The 22,780-nt window shown below is 55.6% G+C and carries 21 protein-coding genes; 11 read left to right on the top strand and 10 right to left on the bottom strand.

All coding sequences use genetic code 11. The features are described from left to right. Nucleotides 1-66: 66 nt before the first annotated feature. Nucleotides 67-1,278, bottom strand: coding sequence for a multidrug effflux MFS transporter (locus tag Q0835_RS18215; protein WP_298817336.1), 1,212 nt, complete (start codon nt 1,276-1,278; stop codon nt 67-69). Next, nucleotides 1,275-1,736 (bottom strand): MarR family winged helix-turn-helix transcriptional regulator, encoded by a 462-nt coding sequence (locus Q0835_RS18210; protein ID WP_298817337.1) that lies wholly within the window; start codon nt 1,734-1,736, stop codon nt 1,275-1,277. The genes Q0835_RS18215 and Q0835_RS18210 overlap by 4 nt, the downstream gene beginning before the upstream one ends. Before the next feature lie 206 nt (nt 1,737-1,942). Between Q0835_RS18210 and typA the strand changes: the two genes are divergently transcribed. After that, the gene (gene typA / locus Q0835_RS18205; RefSeq protein WP_298817339.1) at nt 1,943-3,766 is read left to right on the top strand and encodes a translational GTPase TypA; all 1,824 of its coding nucleotides are present in this window, start codon (nt 1,943-1,945) and stop codon (nt 3,764-3,766) included. 124 nt (nt 3,767-3,890) lie between these two features. On the opposite strand, the gene Q0835_RS18200 is transcribed toward typA, so the two are convergent. Beyond that, the gene (locus Q0835_RS18200) at nt 3,891-6,683 is read right to left on the bottom strand and encodes a bifunctional aconitate hydratase 2/2-methylisocitrate dehydratase (RefSeq protein WP_298963606.1); all 2,793 of its coding nucleotides are present in this window, start codon (nt 6,681-6,683) and stop codon (nt 3,891-3,893) included. Nucleotides 6,684-7,132: 449 nt separating this feature from the next. Between Q0835_RS18200 and acnA the strand changes: the two genes are divergently transcribed. After that, the gene (acnA, locus tag Q0835_RS18195) at nt 7,133-9,808 is read left to right on the top strand and encodes an aconitate hydratase AcnA (RefSeq protein WP_298963604.1); all 2,676 of its coding nucleotides are present in this window, start codon (nt 7,133-7,135) and stop codon (nt 9,806-9,808) included. 103 nt (nt 9,809-9,911) lie between these two features. Here acnA and Q0835_RS18190 read toward each other — a convergent pair whose 3' ends face one another. Both Q0835_RS18190 and Q0835_RS18185 read right to left on the bottom strand, forming a co-directional pair. Next, a complete protein-coding gene (locus Q0835_RS18190) occupies nt 9,912-10,574 on the bottom strand; it encodes a hypothetical protein (RefSeq protein ID WP_298817345.1) in 663 nt (220 codons plus the stop codon). A 4-nt stretch (nt 10,575-10,578) separates the two neighbouring features. Then, nucleotides 10,579-11,178: a hypothetical protein gene (locus Q0835_RS18185; protein WP_298963602.1), complete on the bottom strand. Its 600-nt coding sequence runs from the start codon at nt 11,176-11,178 to the stop codon at nt 10,579-10,581. Nucleotides 11,179-11,602: 424 nt separating this feature from the next. Here Q0835_RS18185 and Q0835_RS18180 point away from each other — a divergent pair, with 424 nt between their 5' ends. Next, nucleotides 11,603-11,992 (top strand): VOC family protein, encoded by a 390-nt coding sequence (locus tag Q0835_RS18180; protein WP_298963600.1) that lies wholly within the window; start codon nt 11,603-11,605, stop codon nt 11,990-11,992. Nucleotides 11,993-11,999: 7 nt separating this feature from the next. Here the strand turns inward: Q0835_RS18180 and Q0835_RS18175 are convergent, their stop codons facing one another. Then, nucleotides 12,000-12,161, bottom strand: a complete 162-nt coding sequence (locus Q0835_RS18175; protein ID WP_298963597.1) for a hypothetical protein — start codon at nt 12,159-12,161, stop codon at nt 12,000-12,002. Nucleotides 12,162-12,200: 39 nt separating this feature from the next. Here Q0835_RS18175 and Q0835_RS18170 point away from each other — a divergent pair, with 39 nt between their 5' ends. Continuing rightward, entirely contained in the window at nt 12,201-13,169 is a 969-nt protein-coding gene (locus Q0835_RS18170) for a hypothetical protein (RefSeq protein ID WP_298963595.1), read from the top strand. Between the two features lie 108 nt (nt 13,170-13,277). Then, a complete protein-coding gene (locus Q0835_RS18165) occupies nt 13,278-13,871 on the top strand; it encodes a hypothetical protein (protein WP_298963593.1) in 594 nt (197 codons plus the stop codon). A gap of 36 nt (nt 13,872-13,907) precedes the next feature. Here the strand turns inward: Q0835_RS18165 and queF are convergent, their stop codons facing one another. Continuing rightward, entirely contained in the window at nt 13,908-14,375 is a 468-nt protein-coding gene (queF, locus tag Q0835_RS18160; RefSeq protein ID WP_298963591.1) for a preQ(1) synthase, read from the bottom strand. Between the two features lie 209 nt (nt 14,376-14,584). On the opposite strand from queF, the gene Q0835_RS18155 reads away from it, so the two are divergent. Then, nucleotides 14,585-15,181, top strand: coding sequence for a TetR/AcrR family transcriptional regulator (locus tag Q0835_RS18155; protein WP_298963589.1), 597 nt, complete (start codon nt 14,585-14,587; stop codon nt 15,179-15,181). Beyond that, nucleotides 15,178-15,825: a hypothetical protein gene (locus Q0835_RS18150; RefSeq protein WP_298963588.1), complete on the top strand. Its 648-nt coding sequence runs from the start codon at nt 15,178-15,180 to the stop codon at nt 15,823-15,825. The genes Q0835_RS18155 and Q0835_RS18150 overlap by 4 nt, the downstream gene beginning before the upstream one ends. Before the next feature lie 39 nt (nt 15,826-15,864). On the opposite strand, the gene Q0835_RS18145 is transcribed toward Q0835_RS18150, so the two are convergent. Genes Q0835_RS18145 through ispG form a run of 3 tightly spaced genes read right to left on the bottom strand, consistent with a single transcriptional unit; the run spans nt 15,865 to nt 18,810 of the window. Beyond that, nucleotides 15,865-16,602 carry a DUF429 domain-containing protein gene (locus tag Q0835_RS18145; RefSeq protein ID WP_298963586.1) on the bottom strand — a complete coding sequence of 246 codons (738 nt, stop codon included), beginning with the start codon at nt 16,600-16,602 and terminating at the stop codon, nt 15,865-15,867. Then, nucleotides 16,595-17,491 (bottom strand): pyridoxal kinase, encoded by an 897-nt coding sequence (gene pdxY, locus Q0835_RS18140; RefSeq protein ID WP_298963584.1) that lies wholly within the window; start codon nt 17,489-17,491, stop codon nt 16,595-16,597. The genes Q0835_RS18145 and pdxY overlap by 8 nt, the downstream gene beginning before the upstream one ends. 59 nt (nt 17,492-17,550) lie before the next feature. Beyond that, nucleotides 17,551-18,810 (bottom strand): flavodoxin-dependent (E)-4-hydroxy-3-methylbut-2-enyl-diphosphate synthase, encoded by a 1,260-nt coding sequence (gene ispG, locus Q0835_RS18135; protein WP_298963582.1) that lies wholly within the window; start codon nt 18,808-18,810, stop codon nt 17,551-17,553. 215 nt (nt 18,811-19,025) lie between these two features. On the opposite strand from ispG, the gene Q0835_RS18130 reads away from it, so the two are divergent. The 4 genes from Q0835_RS18130 (at nt 19,026) to Q0835_RS18115 (ending at nt 22,756) form a co-directional block, all read left to right on the top strand. After that, the gene (locus Q0835_RS18130) at nt 19,026-19,817 is read left to right on the top strand and encodes a hypothetical protein (RefSeq protein ID WP_298963580.1); all 792 of its coding nucleotides are present in this window, start codon (nt 19,026-19,028) and stop codon (nt 19,815-19,817) included. Nucleotides 19,818-19,895: 78 nt separating this feature from the next. Beyond that, the gene (locus Q0835_RS18125) at nt 19,896-20,783 is read left to right on the top strand and encodes a 4-hydroxy-3-methylbut-2-en-1-yl diphosphate synthase (RefSeq protein ID WP_298963578.1); all 888 of its coding nucleotides are present in this window, start codon (nt 19,896-19,898) and stop codon (nt 20,781-20,783) included. A gap of 136 nt (nt 20,784-20,919) precedes the next feature. Further along, nucleotides 20,920-21,702, top strand: coding sequence for a 3-hydroxybutyrate dehydrogenase (locus Q0835_RS18120; RefSeq protein ID WP_298817376.1), 783 nt, complete (start codon nt 20,920-20,922; stop codon nt 21,700-21,702). A gap of 40 nt (nt 21,703-21,742) precedes the next feature. After that, nucleotides 21,743-22,756 carry a patatin-like phospholipase family protein gene (locus tag Q0835_RS18115; RefSeq protein ID WP_298817379.1) on the top strand — a complete coding sequence of 338 codons (1,014 nt, stop codon included), beginning with the start codon at nt 21,743-21,745 and terminating at the stop codon, nt 22,754-22,756. Nucleotides 22,757-22,780 lie beyond the last annotated feature (24 nt).

Below are 22,780 nucleotides of genomic sequence, written 5' to 3'. Positions count from 1 at the left end.
ATGCCTCTTTCACGATAAAGGGTCAAGCCGTTGTCGACATGCTGTGCCGCAGACGACGGAATTGAGCTATTCTGCGGCCGCTGTTTGCGGTATCCGGCTTTTAAAGACCAGATATCCCACAATTCCGGCAATTGGCACCAGTGGCAGCACCACGCCGAAGCCAAGCAACTGATCGCCCAATAGAGCGATGATGACGCTCGCAACAATTGCGACACCACACTGCAAGAACCCGACCATGGACGATGCAGCGCCGGCAATACCTGGGAACGGCGCAAGAGTTTCGGTGAAACTGGCCGGCAAAACCAGCGCCAATGCAAACGTGAACAGGCCGACCGGTGCCATGACCGTGGCGATACTCGGCTCCTGTGTCAGCGTCAGAAAGCTCATCAGCAAAGCGGCAACCACCCAGAGCGCCAAACCGAAAGGCACGAGTTTTTTTGCTTCCACGAACCGCAGCAAACGGCCTGTCAGAACAGTCCCGACAATGAACGAACCGGACTGCAGAACCATGGTCAATCCAAACTCTGAAGGCGACAGACCGACCTTGTGAATGAGAACGAAGGGCAGGATTGTCGCGAATGTATAAAGGTTTCCAAGGCCACATCCGATAAGAAGCGCAGGCGACATGAAACGCGGATCGGTCAACAAGGTCATGTAGTTCGACGCAAGACGACGCGGCTTGAGGTGATGCCTGCCTGGATCGGGGTTGGTTTCCGTCTGAAAGAAGGAAACGGCGATCATGAGAGCAAGGCCATAGACAACCATGCACCAGAAGATTTCCCGCCAACCCGACAGTTCAAGAACGAAGCCTCCGATTGTCGGAGAAATGGCCGGCCCGACCGCCAGCATCATGGCAATCGTATTCATGATCCTGGCCGAAGCTTCACCGGTAAACTGATCGCGTACGATCGCCCGGGAAACGGCAATTCCAACGGCAGCCCCAACACCCTGCAATGCCCGCGCCACCAACATGAATTCCACGGTTGGTGCGAATGTCGCCAAGATGCTTGATGTCAGATAGAGCAGTAGAAAAGCCATTGCGGTCGGCTTGCGGCCGAAGGCGTCGGAAAGCGGACCACAAACGAGCTGCGCCAGCGCGAAACCCGCAAAATAGGAGGTCAAGGTCAGTTTGACGGCACCGTCCGTTGTTCCGAAGGCTTCGACAAGCGTCGGCATGGCCGGTGTATAAAGCGCCATTGATATGGGACCGATGGCAACAAGCCCGGCCCCCAGAAGCGAGGTCCGTCTTGCGCTCATGATCGGGCTTGTGGACGTCATTTCTGTTTTCCTTTGGAAACCTCCTCAAGCAAACCGTCCTTCATGGTTTGCAGCAGCATTTCCAATACTTGTCTTTTGTCAGGGGGAATGTTTTCCAGCGCCCTTGACCGCACAGCATGAAGTGCCGTTCCGATATTTTCCAAAAGTGGTTGGGCCTTCGGGGTCAGCTCAACCAGTTTGGCACGTCTGTCACTCGGGTCTGTGCAGCGTTTGATCAGTCCGGCTTTTTCCAGCGTATCGAGATACCCGACCAGGGTCATCGGCTCGACATACATGGCATCGGCGAGCACAGCCTGCCGCTGACCGGGCAAACGCCAGACATAGAACAGCGTGCGCGCTTCACCTGCGGTCAGGCCGGTATCGACCTTGCTGAGCTCAGCTTCAAAATTCCGTCGCAACAACCGTGCAAGATCCACGACCAGCATGGTGACGCCGACATTCGGTTCCGGAAGACCCATTCCCGCCCCTTTTTTAGTAAGGTTACCTTACGAACTAGGGGTGAATCTTCACCAAGTCAATGCAACGAATGGACATCGCATTGCACAATTCACGCGCCGCACGTATAAAGGCGCCAAATTCGGCCGAGTGCCGATCCGAAATTACCTGAATTCGAGACAATGTGTGCGGGTCCGCGGGGGCCCGCTCTGTCTTTTGGAGCCCACACATGAACCTTCGTAATATTGCCATCATCGCGCACGTTGACCATGGCAAAACAACGCTCATTGACGTCCTTTTGAAACAATCGGGCGCATTCCGGGACAATCAGCGCACCGAAGAGCGCATGATGGATTCCAATGACATTGAGCGCGAACGCGGCATTACCATCCTGGCGAAAGTAACCTCGCTGGTCTGGAAAGACACGCGGATCAACATTGTCGACACTCCCGGCCACGCCGACTTTGGCGGAGAAGTGGAGCGTATTCTGCACATGGTCGACGGCGTTATCCTTCTGGTTGATGCAGCAGAAGGCCCCATGCCGCAGACCAAATTCGTGCTCGGCAAGGCACTCAAGCTCGGCCTCAAGCCGATTGTCGCCATCAACAAGATCGACAAGCCGGAACAGCGCGCAGAAGAAGTCCTCGACGAAGTGTTCGATCTGTTCGCAGCCCTTGATGCCAATGAAGACCAGCTGGATTTCCCGGTTCTTTACGGATCGGCCAAGCAGGAATGGATGGCGCTGGAGCCGGAAGGCCCGCAGGACAATATGGATCCGCTCTTCGATATGGTGCTCGACAAGGTCGCGGCTCCTGCTGCGGAGCCGGGCGAATTCCGCATGCTGGCAACAACAATTGAATCCGACCCGTTCCTTGGCCGCATTCTCACCGGCCGCATCGCCTCCGGCACGGCCCTGCCGAACATGCCCCTCAAGGCGTTGTCCCGCGACGGTGGCGCTGTCGAAACCGGGCGTGTTTCAAAAATTCTCGCTTTCCGCGGACTGGAGCGCCAGCCGATCGAAAAGGGCGAAGCAGGCGACATCGTTGCCATAGCCGGCCTGACAAAGGCAACGGTTGCCGACACGCTTTGCGCACCGGGTGTTGACGAGCCACTCCAGGCGCAGCCGATTGACCCACCGACGCTTTCAATGACCTTCCGCGTCAATGACAGTCCGCTTGCGGGCACAGAAGGCTCGAAGGTTCAGTCCCGTGTTATCCGCGAGCGCCTTAAGAAGGAAGCCGAAGGCAACGTTGCCCTGAAGGTGGAAGACACGGACGAACCGGATGCCTTCATCGTGTCGGGCCGCGGCGAATTGCTTCTGGCGATCCTGATTGAAAACATGCGCCGCGAAGGCTTTGAGCTTGGTGTCGGCCGACCGCGCGTCGTCTATCAATATGACGATGCCAACAACCGGCTTGAGCCGATCGAAGAAGTCATCATTGACGTCGACGAAGAGCATTCAGGCATCGTCGTTCAGAAACTTCAGGAGCGAAAAGCGGATCTGCTTGAAATGAAACCGTCCGGTGGTGGCCGGACGCGACTGGTCTTCCACGCACCAACGCGTGGACTGATCGGGTACCAGGCAGAACTCTTGTCGGATACGCGTGGCACGGCGATCTTCAACCGCCTGTTCCATGGATATGAGCCTTACAAAGGGCCGATCCAGGGCCGTCACACCGGCGTTCTTCTTTCCAACGGAACCGGCGAAGCTGTCGCATATGCTCTTTTCAACCTGGAAGACCGGGGCCCGATGATGATAGAGCCTGGAACCAAGGTTTATCCGGGCATGATTGTTGGCGAGCACACGCGCGGCAACGATCTGGAAGTAAATGTTCTGAAAGGCAAGCAGCTCACCAACATCCGCTCTGCCGGCAAGGATGACGCGGTCAAGCTGACAACGCCGATGAAACTGACGCTGGAGGCTGCACTGTCCTATATCTCGGACGATGAACTGGTGGAAGTCACACCAAGTTCCATCCGGCTGCGCAAAGCGATGCTCGACCCGCATGAGCGCAAGCGTGCTGAGCGTGCGGCGAATAAGGCATCTGCCTGATACATCAGGAACGAAAGACAAAAGCCCGGGCAGGACCCGGGCTTTTTTATGCCTGTCACCCGATGGTGTTTCGAATGACGGTCAAACCTGAGGCAGCGACGGCTTGCCGCCGCTGCCGGTCGTCTTAGAAGTGCACCGACTTGGCATCCAGCGGCTTTTGAAGCGGCGGAGCGAACTTGGTCAGGTCGATACCCTCAACGGCCGTCTTGTACTCATCCACTGTCGGCGTTCTGCCGAGGATTGCTGACAGCACTACGACTGGCGTTGAAGCAAGCAGGGACTCACCTTTCTTGTCGCCGGCGTCCTCGACCACTCGCCCCTTGAAGAGACGTGTTGACGTCGCCAGAACCGTATCGCCCTTTGCAGCCTTCTCCTGGTTGCCCATGCACAGGTTACAGCCAGGCCGCTCCAGATAGAGGATGTTCTCGTATTCGGTCCGGGCAGTGTTTTTGGGCGAAGTGTCATCAAACTCAAAGCCGGAGTACTTCTGCAGCACTTCCCAGTCGCCCTCGTCCTTCAACTCATCGATGATGTTGTAGGTCGGTGCGGCAAGAACCAATGGAGCCTTGAACTCGACGCTGCCTTTTTCCTTTTCCAGATTACGCAGCATCTGGGCGACGATTTTCACATCGCCCTTGTGCACCATGCAGGACCCGACAAAACCAAGATCGACCTTCTTTTCCGCACCGTAGTAGGAAATTGGCCGGATCGTGTCGTGGGTATAGCGCTTGGAAACATCAGCGTTGTTCACATCCGGGTCGGCAATCATCGGTTCATTGATCTCATCAAGATCGACGACGACTTCCGCGAAATACTTGGCGTTGGCATCTGGTGTCAGAGCCGGCTTTTCTCCGGACTTGATTTCCGCGATACGCTTGTCGGCGATGTCGACCAGGCCCTGAAGCATTTGAACTTCATTGTCCATGCCCTTGTCGATCATGACCTGAATACGGCTCTTCGCAATCTCGAGCGATTCAATCAGCGTCGCGTCTTCAGAAATGCAGATCGACGCCTTGGCCTTCATTTCCGCCGTCCAGTCGGTGAAAGTGAAGGCCTGGTCCGCAAGCAGCGTTCCAATGTGTACTTCGATGATCCGGCCCTGGAAAACGTTGTCTCCGAACTGCTTGAGCATCTGCGACTGGGTTGCATGAACAACGTCTCGGAAGTCCATGTGATCGGCCATTTGCCCTTTGAAAGTCACCTTGACCGATTCAGGGATCGGCATGGTTGCTTCGCCGGTCGCGAGCGCAAGAGCCACCGTTCCCGAATCGGCACCGAATGCGACCCCCTTGGACATTCTGGTATGGGAATCGCCGCCGATAATGATCGCCCAGTCATCCACAGTGATGTCGTTCAAGACCTTGTGGATCACGTCCGTCATGGAATGATAGACGCCTTTCGGGTCGCGTGCGGTGATCAGCCCAAACCTGTGCATGAACGCCATCAGTTTCGGCGTATTTGCCTGAGCCTTCAAATCCCAGACCGATGCGGTATGGCAACCGGACTGGTAGGCACCGTCAACAGTCGGCGAAAGAACTGTAGCCGCCATGGCCTCAAGCTCTTGAGAAGTCATCAGGCCGGTGGTGTCCTGTGAACCGACGATGTTCACCTTGACGCGAACGTCGGAGCCCGCATGCAGAACCTTGCCCGGCGTGACACCGACCGCATTCCTGTTGAAGATTTTTTCGACCGCGGTCAGGCCCTGGCCTTCATGAGACACTTCCTTGGAAGGAGCGAAAGCGGATTTCAGTTCGACACCGAGCGTCTCGCAGGCAAAGCTCTGAAGCTTCTTGCCGAAAACGATCGCGTAGGACCCGCCTGCCTTCATGAATTCGAGCTTTTGCGGATTGAACGAAGAGCCGACATCGACAAGTTCTTCATCGCCGCCTTCGTTGTAGAGCTTCTTCTTCTTGGTGTTGATGGTTAGAACAGTGCCGGTCTCAACCGAATATTTCTGTTCCAGAACCGGATTGCCGTCGTTGTTGAGGATCGGGTTGCCGTCGGAATCCAGCTTCTTGACCCAGTTTTTGAGGTCGATGCCGATGCCGCCGGTCACACCAACGGTTGTCAGGAAAATGGGAGAGATGCCATTGGTGCCGGCCACGATAGGCGCGAAGTTCACGAAAGGCACATAGGGGCTCGCCTGCTTGCCGGTCCAGAGCGCAACATTGTTGACGCCGGACATGCGCGAGGAGCCCACACCCATGGTGCCCTTCTCTGCGATCAGCATCACCTGCTTGTCCGGGTGCTGCAGTTTCAGCGCCTGAATTTCCTCCTGCGCACGCTCGGAGATCATGCACTTGCCGTGCAGTTCCCGATCGGCGCGGGAATGGGCCTGGTTGCCCGGTGACAGAAGGTCGGTGGAAATATCGCCTTCGGCGGCGATATAGGTCACGACCTTGATTTCTTCGTCGATCTCCGGAAGTCTCGTGAAGAATTCCGCCTTCGCGTAACTCTCGATGATGTCTTTGGCAATCGCGCTGCTACTGGCCAAAGCCTCTTTCAGGCGGTTCGTATCCGCCTCATAAAGAAACACCTGCGTTTTCAGGACGTCGGCTGCATCGGCTGCAATGGCCTGATCCTCGCCGAGGGCCAGGTCGAGCAGAACCTCCACCGAAGGACCGCCCTTCATGTGTGAAAGCAGCTCAAGGGCAAAGGATGGGGAGATCTCGGCAACATCAGCCTGGCCAAGAATGATCTCTTTCAGAAACTTGGCTTTGACACCGGCAGCGCTCGTTGTACCAGGCAAGGTGTTATAGATGAAGAACTTGACAGACGCTTCCCTGTGCTCGTTTCCCTGATCTTTGATCTGGGCAACGATTTCCTCCAACAAGGCGCCGTCTTCTATCGGCTTTGGATGCAAGCCTTGTTCTTTGCGCGTGTCGATCTCTTTCAGGTAGTCTTGATACAAGCTCATGATGGTCCCGGCGTCCTGGTGTTGTTTGAAGCTTGACCACCGGATCGCAGTTTGTCTGGCGAGCCGGGAGAAGCTGGCTGAGCGCGGTTTTAATTCAGTATACAATGGTATGCAATATCTTTCCATTCGATAAATAAGGGATTTTTCACGCCGCGGCCGCCTTACGCCCAGCTCCTCAAAAAGCGCGTGATCACCACTTCAAGCGATCAGTCAGCGACCTTAAATAAGCTTCGTGCATCTGAGCCCCGTCTGGTGAACATCGCCAAAGATTGCTATAGGAGCGCATCACAGAATTGCGGCGGCGAAAGAGGGAGAGGCTCTCTACCGCACCCCGCGAAACTGCGCTTGTCGATGGAGTTGTCCTGCTCCAGGCCAGCGCTTTGAGAGAGTATGCCGGGCACTGGAACAAACGCAGCCGGGCCTTTGCAAAATGAAGGAGATTGCACGTCGTGACCCAGTCCCTCGACAGCTTCAAGTGTAAGAAAACGCTGACCGCAGACGGCAAGACCTATTCCTATTTCTCGATCCCGGAAGCGGAAAAGAACGGCCTTGAGGGCGTCTCCAAACTGCCGTTTTCGCTGAAAGTTGTCCTTGAAAACCTTCTGCGGTTCGAAGACGGGCGCTCCGTAACCAAAGAAGACATTGTTGCTTGTGCGGAATGGCTCAAGACGAAAAAGTCCACACATGAAATTTCCTATCGCCCGGCCCGAGTCCTGATGCAGGATTTCACCGGTGTGCCGGCCGTGGTGGACCTGGCCGCCATGCGCGACGCGGCCGTGAAGCTTGGCGGCGATCCGAAGAAGGTGAACCCTCAGGTTCCGGTCGATCTTGTCATCGACCACTCTGTCATGATCGACTTTTTCGGCACCAAAGACGCGTTCAAGAAAAACGTCGATCTGGAATACGAACGCAACCAGGAACGGTATGAGTTTCTGCGCTGGGGTCAGTCTGCCTTCGACAACTTCCGTGCGGTCCCCCCTGGAACCGGTATTTGCCACCAGGTGAACCTTGAGTATCTGGCCCAGACCGTCTGGACCCGGGAAGAGGGCAGCGAGACAATCGCCTATCCTGATACGCTTGTTGGCACCGACAGCCACACCACCATGGTCAATGGTCTTGCCGTTCTCGGCTGGGGTGTCGGCGGTATCGAAGCGGAAGCAGCCATGCTCGGCCAGCCGATATCCATGCTGATACCGGAAGTCATCGGCTTCAAGCTGACCGGAAAGCTGAACGAAGGCATCACCGCCACCGACCTTGTGCTGCGCGTGGTTGAAATGCTGCGCCAGAAGGGTGTTGTCGGCAAATTCGTTGAATTCTTTGGTCCGGGCCTCGACAATCTCAGCCTTGAGGATGCAGCCACGATCGCCAACATGGCACCCGAATACGGCGCGACATGCGGCTTTTTCCCGGTCGACAAGGAAACACTGAAGTACCTGGAAGCTACTGGGCGCGACAAGGACCGTGTTGCACTGGTCGAAGAGTATTCCAAGGCCCAGGGCATGTTCCGCACCGGCGGCGAAGAGCCTGAATTCACCGACACGCTGGAACTCGACATTTCCACCGTCGTACCGGCCATTTCCGGTCCGAAGCGTCCGCAAGACCGTATCAACCTCTCCGATGCCGCATCCGGCTTTGCCACGACCATGGCGGAAGAGTTCAAGAAAGCGGGCGAACTCGACAAACGTGTCACCGTTGACGGCAAGGGCCACGACCTGGGCAACGGTGACGTCGTCATCGCAGCGATCACATCCTGCACCAACACATCCAATCCCTCCGTTCTGATCGGCGCCGGGCTTGTGGCCCGCAACGCCCTGGCAAAAGGACTGGACGTCAAACCCTGGGTGAAAACCTCACTGGCTCCGGGTTCCCAGGTGGTGACCGACTACCTGGAAAAAGCGGGCCTGCAGGGCGACCTCGATGCACTTGGCTTTGATCTTGCCGGTTATGGCTGCACGACCTGTATCGGCAACTCCGGTCCACTGGACCCGGCAATTTCAAAAGCAATCAACGACAACGACCTGATTGCCTGTTCCGTATTGTCGGGCAACCGCAACTTCGAAGGCCGCGTCAACCCGGATGTGCGCGCCAACTATCTGGCCTCTCCGCCGCTGGTTGTCGCCTATGCAATTGCCGGCAATCTCAACATCAATATTACCGAGGACCCTCTTGGGAATGACAAGGACGGCAACCCTGTCTATCTGAAGGACATCTGGCCGACGACGGAACAGATCAGCGATCTGATCCGCTCCTCCATCAATGAGGACATGTTCCGCACGCGCTATTCCGACGTCTTCAAGGGCGACGCGCATTGGCAGGCAATCAAGGTGGAGGGCGGCCTCACCTACACCTGGCCGGTGTCATCGACCTATGTCCAGAACCCGCCTTACTTCGAAGGCATGACCATGGAGCCGAAGCCGCTTCAGGACATCAACGACGCCGCGGTCATGGGCCTTTTCCTGGACAGCATCACCACCGACCACATTTCACCGGCCGGTGCGATCAAACTCGACAGCCCGGCAGGGAAATATCTCTCTGAGCATCAGGTCGCTCAAAAGGACTTCAATTCCTACGGTTCGCGCCGTGGCAACCACGAAGTCATGATGCGCGGCACATTCGCCAACATCCGCATCAAGAACCAGATGGTTCCGGGCGTTGAAGGCGGCGTCACCATGAAAGATGGCAAGAAGGAATGGATCTACGACGCCTGCATGGAATTCAAGGAAGCCGGCACGCCGCTGGTCGTCTTTGCGGGCAAGGAATACGGCACAGGGTCGTCCCGTGACTGGGCGGCCAAAGGCACCAATCTGCTTGGTGTGCGGGCCGTGATCGCCCAGTCTTTCGAGCGTATTCACCGCTCTAACCTGGTCGGTATGGGCGTCATTCCGCTCACCTTCAAGGAGGGCGAAAGCTGGCAGTCGCACAACATAACCGGCAAGGAGCGCGTCACCATCAAGGGCATCGCCGACATTCAGCCGCGCCAGATGATGGATATGGAAGTCACCTATGAGGACGGCACCACCAAAACCATCGAGTGCCTGTGCCGTGTCGATACCGAGGATGAGCTGGAATACATCAAGGCCGGTGGCATTCTGCACTATGTGCTCCGGAACCTTGTGACGGGCTAAGGCGAATTACGCACGAACGACAAGTTCAGGGCCGCTTAACCAGCGGCCTTGATGACGCCAAGCCTGGTAAGCCCATTGCTCTTTCCGCGTGCTTGGAAGGCTATCAGTTTCCAGAAAGGGTGCCCGAGGCCGACTGTATCACTTGATAAAAGATACTCTGCGTTGAGCCTGAGTCCACGAAATCGCTGAAAATTTTGTAGTTGCAGTAATTTACGACCACAAACACGGAAATTGCTGCAGCCATATCCCGGAATCGCGGCTTTTTAACAAAGCCGGAAACCCGCCCGCCATCATCGTTCTTCTTGAGCGACAAGACGTCGGAGAATGTCATCAGCACGAAAAAGGCGGCCGCAAGCGCTGGGTAGGCCAATGAGAGACTTTCGATGTCGTTATAAAGGGGGAATGCATCGCCCCAAATGAAAACGGCAGTAAGAACGGTTACCAGCGTTACGGTGTAATGGCCGGCGAGAAGCATAAAGACCCTTCGGGGTTGGATGCTTTCTATTTGGAATAGAATTCTCGCCATGGCCGTAACGAGCGAAAGTACGATGATCAAAAGCAAAATGAAGCTGGTTTGAAATGCGACAGTCGCAAGCTTTTCTTGAAGCCCCAGGAAAGGAGCACAATAGACGCTCAGCAATGCAAGCAGCGACGCGACCGCAACAAGCTCCTGCCAGCCGACGTCTTTGGTCTCGAACACGGTGATGTAGTTGGTGCGCCAAATCTGAACCAGCGTCTTGTCGTACTCTTCTGACACCTCTGCCATTTCTTCAGTTTTCTTCGAAAAATTTGAGAGTGAAATTCACCGATGTTGGCGTCGAGTTTAAAAATATATCATTGAAGGCCAAGTAAAGGCCGACATGATCGGCTCTTAAGGTCCTGTATATTCTCACACATACCTTACCGGGCCCGCCATATCTTTGCATCACCACTTCCAGGATGTGGTTCAAAGTGTCCCCCGACAAGTTCATGTTGCCAGGGAACGCAAAGTTACTTCGTTTGGTAACATCGCTAAACGTATCGGTGCCATCATTGAAGGTGAGGTGCCAACCCTTCTTTTTGTCGAACAGGTATCGAGCCCTTGAGACCAGTGACGATCCGGATGGCAATGCACTGAGGTGGACATCCTGGTAAACGTCCAGGTCGACGTCTGCGACAAGATTAGCGTTGAACGGAGGACGGGAAAATCTTTTGTCGAAATCAGCTCTAAGTGCCCTTTTGAGATTGTCACCATACCCGACAAGTGCGCTCTTCCTGTATTCAATGGTCTCCGACAGTTTTCCGCTTTTGACGAGGTAATAATTCTCGCGCTTTGGTGCAGTCGTGTAATAGATCGCTTCGACCGGAACTTCGCTCTCAAATTCTGACACCAGAAGACTGTTCACCCTGCGAATGCTTGCTGGACGCCATTCATCGTCGGAATGTCTCGATTTATACTTATAGTAAACACCTTCACCAACACCGGAATTCTCGTGAAAACTCGCGAAATCAGCAGGACATGAAATATATTCACTGCTTATCGCTGCGGTAGACCAGGAAAACGCAGTAAATAAAGCGAAGAGCGGCTTGATTAAGCTAGAGCCGAACATAAAATTTTCCCCAAAACCCCTAACCTGCTATTCTATCTTAAGGTGAGATTTTCCAAAAAGCCAACCTGCTTTCGGACACCTGATTGCGACTGCTCCGAGACCTCTGACTTTGTTGAGGGCCTGATAATAAGACGCTGCCCAGCGGAGAAATACTTCGGCTCACAGTCTACCGCGAAGTTCCTGCGGCGTTCTCTGGGAGATTTCCATGTCAGATCCAAATTCATCCCAACTTTCCCTCATCGCGCCGGTGTTTCCCGTTAGTGACGTGGCCACCGCTGTCGCCTATTACCGCGACAAGTTGCTGTTCGAGGTTCGTTTCGAATGGGCGGATAGCGAAGGAGAGCCTGCGCGTTATGCCATTCTCGGCAGAGACAAGATTGAGCTCCACCTTACAGGGGGCGACGCGCTTCACCCAAGGACGGCCTATTGCTTCGTCGAAGGCATCGACGACTACTACGCACTGGCAAGAAAGGCCGGAGCCAACATCACTGAGGACATTGGCGACCAGCCTTGGGAGATGCGTGAGTTCGAAACAAAGGACCCGGACGGCAACGCACTGATATTTGGTGAACACCTCAGCCGGATGACCGATTGAACCGGCTTCAAGTCTGGTCAGACTTTCCAACTTCGTCACCGGCCTGATCGAGAGAGACAAGCGCTTCCCGGGCGGTTTTTGGTTGCGCGTGATGCAGGAAGCCCGCAACCGCTGTCCCGTGATTGTCATCACATCGCACTCTTGAGCACTGACCTAAGGTAACCCGCATTGAACGCCTTCCGAACTATTCGGATACCGGAGACGATATATGTGGGACTTTGATTTCGGACGCGCCATCGGCCTGATGGTGCAGACTTTGCCTTATCTTATTTTTCGAGTGATCGTTTATGGCGCCATGGCCGCCGCTTATGTGATCGTGACCGGCCTTGGTGCCGGTGTCGGCTATGGTCTCGGCTGGATTGGTGGGCCTGACAGCCAGGCCGGCTTCGCTTTCTGGGGCGGAATGCTGGGTTTCGGCCTGACCGCCACAGCGATTTACCTCTTGCGCGAATACCTGCTTTACACCGTAAAGGCCGGTCACATCGCGGTTCTGGTGGAACTGATGGATGGCAAGAAACTGCCGGACGGCCAAGGACAGGTTTCTTACGGTGCGAGCGTTGTAAAAGATCGCTTTGTCCAGTCCAGCGCCCTTTTCGGTCTGGATCAGTTGATCAAGGGCGTTGTCCGGTCTATCAGCAGATTTGCCGAAGGCATTGCCTCGATCCTGCCGATCCCGGGCTTGAACGGACTGATGTCCCTTTTCCGGGCCTTCTTGAAGGTTGCAGTCGGTTTTGTGGACGAGGTTATCCTGGCGCACGCGATCCGGACCCGCTCGGACAATGCCTGGGGTTCCGCCCGTGAAGCGCTGGTGCTTTACGGCCAGAACTATAAGCCCATGTTGAAGAATGCCGCCTTCATCGCACTTTTCACTTATCTCCTCGCCTTTGTGGTGTTCCTGGTGATGCTCGCGCCGGCTGCGGCGATTGTTTACCTGATGCCCGGCTCCTGGAGTTTTGGCGCGCTGGTGTTTGCCCTTGTCTTTGCCTGGGCGGTGAAGGCTGCAGTGCTGGAGCCGCTGGCCGTCACACTGATGATGCAGGTCTATTTCAAGGTGACCAACGGCCAGGTGCCGAATCCCGAATGGGATGCGCGGCTGTCTGAAATGTCGGACAAGTTTCAGGAGATCAAGGAAAAGGCCTTCACATCCAGCACCGGCACTGCTGCACCGGCTGAATAAGGCCGATTTCACCACGCGAGTTGGGGAGGAACAAGATTGTCAGGTGAACGCAAACGGTGTTCCATGCCTGACAATCATCTTCTGTTTCAGATTTCGACGGGGGTTTTCATGAAGTCGATTGTGAGCGCTGTTCTTTTTCTGGGACTGTCAGGACAAGTCGCCCTGGCGGATCCGTGCCAGGACCGCTTCACCGAGCTTTATCTGCAGCTCGATCAGGGCGTTCCAACAAAAACGATCGCGATCAACGCCTTCAAGGGCGCTCCGCCTTCAACCAATGAATTTTTATATCTGAACGAGAATCACTATCTGACAGTTCCAACCGAGCCGGCAGGTCCCTGGGTTCTTGGATATGAGAACGTGCTCTACCAATCCGCAGATGACGGAAAGAGCTGGCAAAAGATCCGGGAGATGGACACGGGTGGCAATGCTGACCAGGCCCGGGCAGACAAGTTGGCGAACGCGGAAACCATTCGGAATGCAGCTTGTTCAGAAGAAGAAGTCGACGGCGAAACTCTGGATGTAGTCGCAGCCGATATCACAGTCAGCCAAGGCATGGTCACGGAGAACCGCTACACCTATTGGGTCCGGCGGGCTGACAGTTTTATAGTCAAGGCGGTCTATGACACCAAGGCACCGAACTTCGAGATGGTGGTCACACAGACAATCGAAAAAGCTCCGGGCCTGACCCTGCCGACACCCTAAGCAGCCTGAACGCTCACAATTGGCTTTGCGAAAGACTCATCCTCTGCCGCGATAGGGCGGCACGCCCTGATCCGGGATCCAGACACCTTCCGGCGCGGTCCCCGTTTGATAAAAAACATCAATCGGAATTCCGCCCCGCGGATACCAGTAACCGCCGATCCTCAGCCAGTCCGGCTGGAGCAGGTCGACGAGACGCTTTGCAATTGAGATCGTGCAATCCTCATGAAATGCCCCGTGGTTGCGGAAAGAGCCCAGAAACAATTTCAAGGACTTGCTCTCAACCAGAAAATCCTTGGGGACATAGTCAATCACCAGATGCGCGAAATCCGGCGCCCCCGTAATGGGGCAAAGGGATGTAAATTCCGGTGCGACGAACCGCACCATATAGCCGGTCCCAGCCTGGGGGTTTGGCACCTTTTCCAGGACGGCCCTCTCCGGATCCTCCGGCAACCCGGTGGATGTTCCAAGCTGAGTGAGGTTTTCATAGATGCTCATGTCGCTCATGCGAATTTCCAAAACCCTGAGATGTCCCGAAATGGCCGGCAGTGGTGTGACTGTGGCAGGACGGCCTTTTAACAGGTTCTCTTTGAAAGAGAAAATCACGGACTGACGCAAGGCGAATCGCATCGTTTCCGTTACGAAAAATCTGGCATTGACATTTCTCTACAATTGCATAGAAATTAGTTTCTATACAAATGAAGAGAAACAGTCTTATGGCTAGACCAAAGGGTTATGACCCCGAAGAAGTTGTGAAGCGTGCCACCTACGCTTTCTGGCAACACGGCTACCAGGCACTGGGCGTCCGTGAGCTGGAGCGCCTGACCGGGCTCAATCAGTTTGCGCTCCGGAGTGAATTTGGTGGCAAGGAGGGACTGTATCTTGCCGCACTCCGGTTTTATTCCGAACAGGCAATTTCGATCGCAATGGAGCCCATGAGGGACAGTGGCAGCATCCCCGAAATCATTGCTTTTCTCAGGTCCCTGATAACCGATGGCTCGATGACTTCGAGCCCTTATGGATGCCTCGTCGTCAATACCGGTATCGAGAATGCACGGGTCGGCAGCGCCGACCTGGACAAGGCGGCCAGACACTATTGGGACGCGCTGGAAAACTGTTTCGAGGCTTGCCTACAGAACGCACTCGATGCTGGACGAATTTCAACTTCGACAGACATCAAAGCTTTTGCCAAGGGGCTGGTGTCGGCGGTGATGGGTGTCCACGCCCAGAACCGGCTGGAGGGAAAAAACAACGCAGGCAGGCACCTCGTCGACCTTTTGTGCGAACAGCTCACCGCTATGGAGACGTCATGAGCAAGCCTGCAGCTACCCTTGTCCGGATAGAGGGACACGAAAGCCTCTGGACCGTCCAGCGCGGCAATCTCAGATGCAATGTCGTCGGTCTTGAGGGCGGCGGGACGTGTCTTTATAGCCCCGTTGAAAAGACCAGCGGTGTCGCCGCCGAAGCGGCCCCGATCCGCTTCCTGCTGGCACCCAACCACTATCACAACAAGGCCGTTCCTGAGCACATTGGAGCGTACCCGCACGCAAAGCCGGTTTGCTCCGAGAATGCCAGGCCAAGACTTGAAAAAATCACCGGAACGCCATTCGGTTCATTGTCCGCACTGGCCGAAGCTCTCCCTGACCATATTACCCTTCTTGAGCCCGATGGTTTGAAAACCGGCGAGGTTTGGCTCCGAGTGAAGGGCGATGGCGGCGTTGCCTGGGTTGTCACAGATGCATTTTGCGGCGTTTCGGACAAGAATACTCCTGAACCAGCTCTTGGCTTCCTGAAGACATTCCCGAAATACGGCCTTGCTGACAAAGAGATGTTTTCAGCCTGGGTTCAAGAGTGCTTGGAGCATGAGACGCCGAACATGATCATTCCATGCCATGGCGGCATCGCGAGAGGAACTGATCTTAAGGCCGATATTCTGGGTCTGCTTGAAACGCTTTAAGTTCTAAGCCGGGAGCCTTGAACCGCGTCCAATTTTGCATCACGCCCAGATCGCCATCCGCAAGGCACGGTCGTCTCGCCGATAGTCCTTCGGAAAGGGTTCGGCCTCGCCCTTCAAGATCCGCTCGGCAATGAGAGAATTGGCAGCCGCATCCAGAAGGTCATCCCGGCCGCAGCCTCGCGGTGGTTTCTGGTCCAGAAAGTCTCGCGGCGTTCCGTGTGACATGAGCAGATCCCGCCGCTGATCCAGTCCATCCGGATTGGCCCGGCTTTTGATCTTTTTCGGAAGGCTCATCGCCTGCTCACCGTTCAGCCGCCAGAAGGCAAGTTCGGGGTGCACTTCAAACACCCGTGCCTCCAGCTCCGGTGTCATAACCGCATCAATGTCGCGCATTTTCGGAAAGAGATAAAAACACTGCTTGGAAACCTTCTTGGGAGGTTGCGACGTTCTCATCGCAACCTCGCTAGCCAGGCGATAATCCTCTTCATAAACGGCAGGGCGCGCCGGAACCTGAAAGACGGACGACTGACGGTCACCAAGGTGCCGACGGACGGCTTTTTCCGGTCCCCGCCCTCCAGGTCCGATCGTGTCCGGCAAACCAATCGGCATATCGACGGCAATGACCGAGAGGAAGGGCTGATGCTGAAGAATGTCTGCAAACGCTGGAAACACTTTCAAGGCAATATCAGCCGGATCGGTCAGATTACGGAGCACCGCGACCCAGCCGATCTTGCAACCGTCGACACCGGCAACATATTTCGGCCGGTCTTCAGGCACGTGACTTTGCTTCCAATATCCGCCTTGAGGTTACGAGCGCCATGGCGCGGACAACCGACTGCTGTTCTTCAGCAAACAGCAATTCATCAGCACCCTTTTTGACACTTCGCGCAACAAGCTCAAAAACCGAGGCAGAAGCCCTTTTGAGAGCCTCTTCGTCATCAAGGCCTTCCAGAGAGTTGCTCAAGAACAGTCCCGCAATCAGATCACCAGTTCCGTGCGGCGGGTTCGCAATGGCCGCATGCTCGGCGGCAACAGCACCTCGAGGCCCCGCCAGCAAATTTGCAATCGCATTCCGTCGCATCGCTGGTGAGGAGGTCACAAGAACCCGCTCGTTGCCAAGGGTCCGAGCGGCTGCCAGTGCGTCAAGTTCGCTTTCAACAGTCCGGCCTGTCAGCCAACCGAGCTCAAATGTGTTGGGTGTGACGATGTCCGCAAGTGGAACCAGCCTGTCACGTATCGCATGCGCCGTTGCCTCGGGAACGTAAAGACCACCTCCGGAGGCGGAGGTATGGTCACCCATGACCGGATCGCACACATAAGGCGTGCCGGGCGCCTTTTGTTTGACGGCTTCCACCAGACCGGCAACGGCTTCCGCTTGCGAAGCCTCACCAAGATACCCTGAAATCACAGCTCCGATTTCACCAATCTTGTCCGAGCCCGCAAGGTCCGCGGCAATGGAATTGAAATCGGCGCTTGCCGGAACGATCCGGGTTCCTTTGCCATGCCCGGGATGCCAGGGAAGCAGTATAGTGGGCAGAAACCAGACATCGTGTCCGATCCGTTCCAGCGCAAAACTCAAACCTCTGCCACTTATCCCCCCACGTACCACCTGCGACGTGATGATGAGGATCGGCTTTTTCTGTGGCTCGGGGTCACCATGCGTCATATTCTGCGTGTTCCCTGGAAGAGCGCTACTATCGACTGATGTCAGAAGGTCCGGATTCCTTAAGCGGCATCCGAGTTGGATTTAGGATCGGATCCATACCGTTTTTCAATATATTCCAATACCATTTGCTTGAACTCGTCAGCGATGCCCTCACCACGCAGCGTCGTGACTTTCTCGCCGTCGACAAATACCGGCGCTGATGGTGTCTCACCGGTTCCGGGCAGCGATATGCCAATGTCTGCATGTTTGGATTCGCCCGGGCCGTTGACGATACAGCCCATGACAGCAACGTTGAGATTTTCAACACCTGGATATTGTTCCCGCCAGGACGGCATGGACGCCCGAATGTGGTCCTGAATATCGCCCGCGAGTTCCTGGAACACAGTCGATGTTGTCCGCCCGCATCCTGGGCATGCGGCGACAATCGGCACGAATGCACGAAAGCCCATGACCTGCAAAAGCTCCTGCGCGACCTGCACTTCCCTGGTGCGGTCACCGCCGGGTTCCGGCGTCAGCGATACCCTGATGGTGTCTCCGATGCCCTGCTGCAGCAGGATCCCCATGGAGGCTGCGGAAGAAACAATCCCTTTGGTGCCCATACCGGCCTCGGTCAGGCCAAGATGCAGGGCGTAGTCGCACCGGCGTGCCAGATCGGCATAAACGGCGATCAGATCCTGGACCTGGCTGACCTTTGCCGAAAGGATGATCTTGTCCCGTCCCATTCCAAGAGCTTCGGCACGCTCGGCTGACAAAAGCCCGGATTGGATAATCGCCTCGCGCATAACGGCCGAGGCCGAAACGGGCGCAACACTTTCCGCGTTTTCATCCATCAGCTTTGTTAAAAGCTCCTGGTCAAGCGATCCCCAGTTCACACCGATCCGCACCGGCTTGTCATATTTGAGCGCAATGTCGATGATTTGGGAGAACTGAGTGTCACGCTTCGCCTTGAAGCCGACATTGCCAGGATTGATCCGGTATTTGTCGAGAGCGGCGGCACAGTCCGGATAGTCATTGAGCAGCTTGTGGCCGATATAGTGAAAGTCGCCGACCAGCGGTACGTCTACGCCAATTCTATCAAGCCGTTCCTTGATTCGCGGCACCTGGGCGGCGGCCTCTGCCCGGTCAACCGTGATCCGCACGACTTCCGACCCGGCACGAGCCAGTGCTGCCACTTGAGCAACGGTTGAATCCGCATCTGCGGTATCTGTGTTGGTCATCGATTGCACCACAATCGGTGCGCCGCCACCGACCATGACATTGCCAACGCTCACACCGACGGAATTGCGGCGTGGCAGCGGGTTTGCGAAATCATCAATCATGACAGAAACCAATCGGACCTTTCACGTTTGCCAACCATATGAGGCATCTTGGCGCGACTTTCCAGCGAAGGATTAAAGGCTGCGGCGAAAAAGGACAATTTACACCGGTACGACCCACACGCTTGCCAGCTTTCGTTGCATTCGCCAATCCGAGCAATTACAAGGCCGAGAGACAGTTTTAGACCTTTCGTTCCGGCTCATTTCAGGGAAACCGCATGTTCAAACGGCTTCTGACCGACTCAATCGCCATTGTGTTCGGCAATCTCGAAACGGTATTCAAAACATGCGGAGCCTGGTTTGCGCTTCAATTCGTCTTGTCATTGATCGTACTGATGATCGGCGGTGATATCTCAGGGGAAGCCGAAGTCGGCAATCTGTCGGGCACCGGCATACTTTTGATCCTGATCAGCGCTGTGGTTGCCTTGGCAGCGTCCGCCTCCATAGCAGTTGCCTGGCACAGATTCGGTCTTCTGGGCGAACAACCGGCAACATTTCACCTCAGACTTGGCCCCCTTGAGCTGCAGTTTGTCTGGAAATTGATCCAGCTGTTTTTCATTTCAATGCTGGTGCTCATACCGGTCATGATCGTGGTGTCGCTGCTGGGTATGGCATTGCCGCCGGTTGTCGGGACCCTTCTGGCCGCAGGCCTCATGCTCTTCTGGATCATGCCACATCTGGTGCGGCTGAATCTCGCCTTGCCGGCCGTTGCGATTGAAAGGCCGATGGGCATCATGGAAGCGCACAGGCTCGGCAACGGACTGGGTTGGCGCATGCTCTGGTCGCTGATTGTCCTGTCTCTTCCTTTCCTGCTCGTCAGCATGGGCCTTCAATATGTTCTGGCGCTTGCCGGAGCCAGCCTGCCGGTCGTTCTCATTCAGATCAAGGTTCTGGTTCTGAACGTGTTGCTGCAGATCATCGTGACGGTGCTCGGCATCTCCGTGATTACAGCCGGATACCGCATTGCGACAGAGCAGCCTGAAACCGCTGACAAGCCCGAACTGAACTGACCAGGACGGCCCCATCTGGTGTTTTTTGAGCAGAATCCCTACCTTGGGCAATGACAGCGGTCTATCCGGGAGCAGGATATGTTCATTACCGTTCTGGAACGGTCGTTTTCCTTGGCACAGCACAACGTCGGCACGCTTTTCAGAACCGGCTGGGCCTATATCCTTCTTCTAATAGCTCTCAATTTTGCGATTGGTGGCACATTGATGCCTGAAAATGGCTTCAAGACCGTTTCCTACATGACGGAGCCAGTGGCAGAAGCCGACGAGGGAGCGCTGCGCGCGCTGGCGGCGATCGCCAACCTGCTGGTCGGGTTTTCAATTGCGATTGCCTACGTTCGCCGCATTCTGATCGAAGCCAACGACTTTCCGATTGTGTTCGGCAAACGCACCATTCGCGTCATTCTCAACCAGATCATCCTGGGGTTGATCGGCATGCTTTCGCTGATACCTCTGGTCATAGTTGCCTCCCTGCTGGCAGCCGTAACCGCCGGTTTCGGTCTGCTGCTTCTTTTTCTGGCACCTTTCATTGCGCTCATGGTGGTCCAGCGCCTGTCGGTTGTCTTGCCGGCCGCGGCCGTCGACGACCCCCTCACCTTGAAAGAAAGCTGGCGGGCAACGTCGGGGCTTGGCTGGGCCATGGCTTTTGCGGCCCTGGTCATGAGCCTACTGGCCGGGTTTCTGATCGCGATGTGGGGCTTGCTGCTCAGCATCAGCGATGGCTTGTTGCCCGCCAGCGAACTTTGGCCGCAAATCAGGTCTGCCATATTCCCGATGGGCACCATGCTCATCTTCGTCTGGATCTTCGCCAGCCTCCATGCCACGTTTTACGGGCTAATCCGCGAGCGTTTTGCTGAGAAGCTAGGGTTGAGGACCGAGGACTACACAATGGCGGACGAAATAAAATCCGCCGCGCGCGCCAAAGCACGCAAAGCCTTGGCCGGAGCCCACAAGATGGATCGGCGCTAGTCAACTTTGGAAAACTCGCATCGGACCAATGTCGAGCATTTGTGACGCGTCAATCACTTTTCAGCATTCCGATGTTGCAGCGCGGCGAGAACTGGTCGAATGTTGGCCAACTGTTTTTCTCATTGGGAGATCTTGAATGCTTGCCAACAAAACCGCCGTCGTAACTGGCTCCACATCCGGCATCGGCCTTGGGTGTGCCAGAGCATTTGCGGCAAAGGGTGCCAATGTGGTGATCAACGGCCTCGGTGATGCAGACGAGATCGAGAAGACCCGCGCGGCCGTTGAAACCGATTTTGGTGTGCGCTGCACCTATTCAGGTGCAAACATGCTGAGCGGTGATGAAATCGCCGCCATGATCTCCGACGCGGAGAAGGAATTCGGATCCGTCGATATCCTTGTAAACAATGCGGGCATCCAACATGTTTCTCCCGTCGACGAATTCCCGGTCGACAAGTGGGACGCGATCATCGCCATCAACCTGTCTTCTGCCTTCCATGCTGTTCGCGCGGCCTTGCCGGGTATGAAAAAGCGTGGTTGGGGCCGGGTCATAAACACTGCCTCGGCGCACGCGTTAGTCGCCTCGCCGTATAAATCCGCTTATGTGGCTGCGAAGCACGGAATTGCCGGCCTGACAAAAACCGTTGCCCTGGAAGTTGCCGAACAAGGCATTACGGTCAATGCGATCTGCCCCGGTTACGTTTGGACGCCCTTGGTGGAGCGGCAGATCCCCGACACCATGAAAGCGCGCAACATGACCGAAGAAGAGGTCAAGAAAGACGTTCTGCTGAAGGCCCAGCCGACCAAACAATTCGTAACCATCGAGCAGGTCGCCGCCTATGCCGCATTCCTGTGCTCAGACGATGCTGCGTCAATTACAGGTTCGATCCTGCCGATCGACGGCGGCTGGACCGCACAATAACGCCTGTCAGGCTGATGACAGCTGATCACGGAGGGCTGTCGTGGCCTCGCCCAAGAAAATAAATCTCGCTCTTCAAGGTGGCGGTGCTCACGGCGCCTTCACCTGGGGTGTGCTCGACTGGTTCCTGGAAGACAGCCGCTTTGCCATAGATGCCATCACTGGGACATCCGCCGGTGCCATGAATGCTGTTGTTATGGCCAGTGGTATGGAAGCAGGCGGAGAAGACGGAGCCAGAGCCAGCCTTGAAGCTTTCTGGCGCGAAGTCAGCGCACGCGCCCAGTTCAGCCCGATACAACGCTCGCCGCTCGACATTCTGCTGGGAGAATGGAGCCTCGACCATTCGCCGAGCTATCTTTATTTCGACGTCATGTCGCGCTTCGCCTCTCCTTATGAGTTCAATCCGCTGAACATGAATCCGCTCAGGGACGTCGTCGACGACATCGTCGACTTCGAGAAAGTGCACTGTTGTTCGGGGTTAAAGTTGTTCATTGCCGCAACCAATGTTTTTTCGGGCAAAATTCGGATCTTCAGCGAAAAGGAAGTCACGATCGATGCGGTGATGGCCTCAGCCTGTCTGCCGCAACTGTTCCAGGCCGTCGAGATTGACGGCGAGCCTTATTGGGATGGGGGTTTCATGGGCAATCCGCCCCTTTATCCGCTGTTCTACAACACGGATACTCCGGATGTTGTCCTTATCCAGATCAATCCGCTAGAGCGCAGACAAGTGCCCAAAACGGCGCGAGAAATCGTCAATAGACTGAACGAGATCACTTTCAACTCAACGCTGCTTCGGGAACTGCGCGCGATCGATTTCGTTACGCGGCTTATTGAGGACGGCAAGCTGTCTGATGAAGAATACACCAAGGTGCACATGCACCGGATATTCGCCAGCGAACTGAAACCGCTGCAGGCATCGTCCAAACTCAATGCCGAATGGAGCTTCCTGACCGAATTGCGGGATCTTGGGCGCGAAACCGCCAAAGTGTGGCTGGACACACACTACGAAGACATCGGCAAACGGTCGACCATCGACCTGCAGTCGGAAATCTCTTAACGCTTTGCTAACCGTATCTTGCAG

Origin of the sequence: uncultured Roseibium sp. (assembly GCF_947499295.1) — a bacterium.
Lineage (GTDB): Bacteria > Pseudomonadota > Alphaproteobacteria > Rhizobiales > Stappiaceae > Roseibium.
Note: the sequence above shows the minus strand (reverse complement) of the source record. Positions and strands in the feature narration are given on the sequence as shown.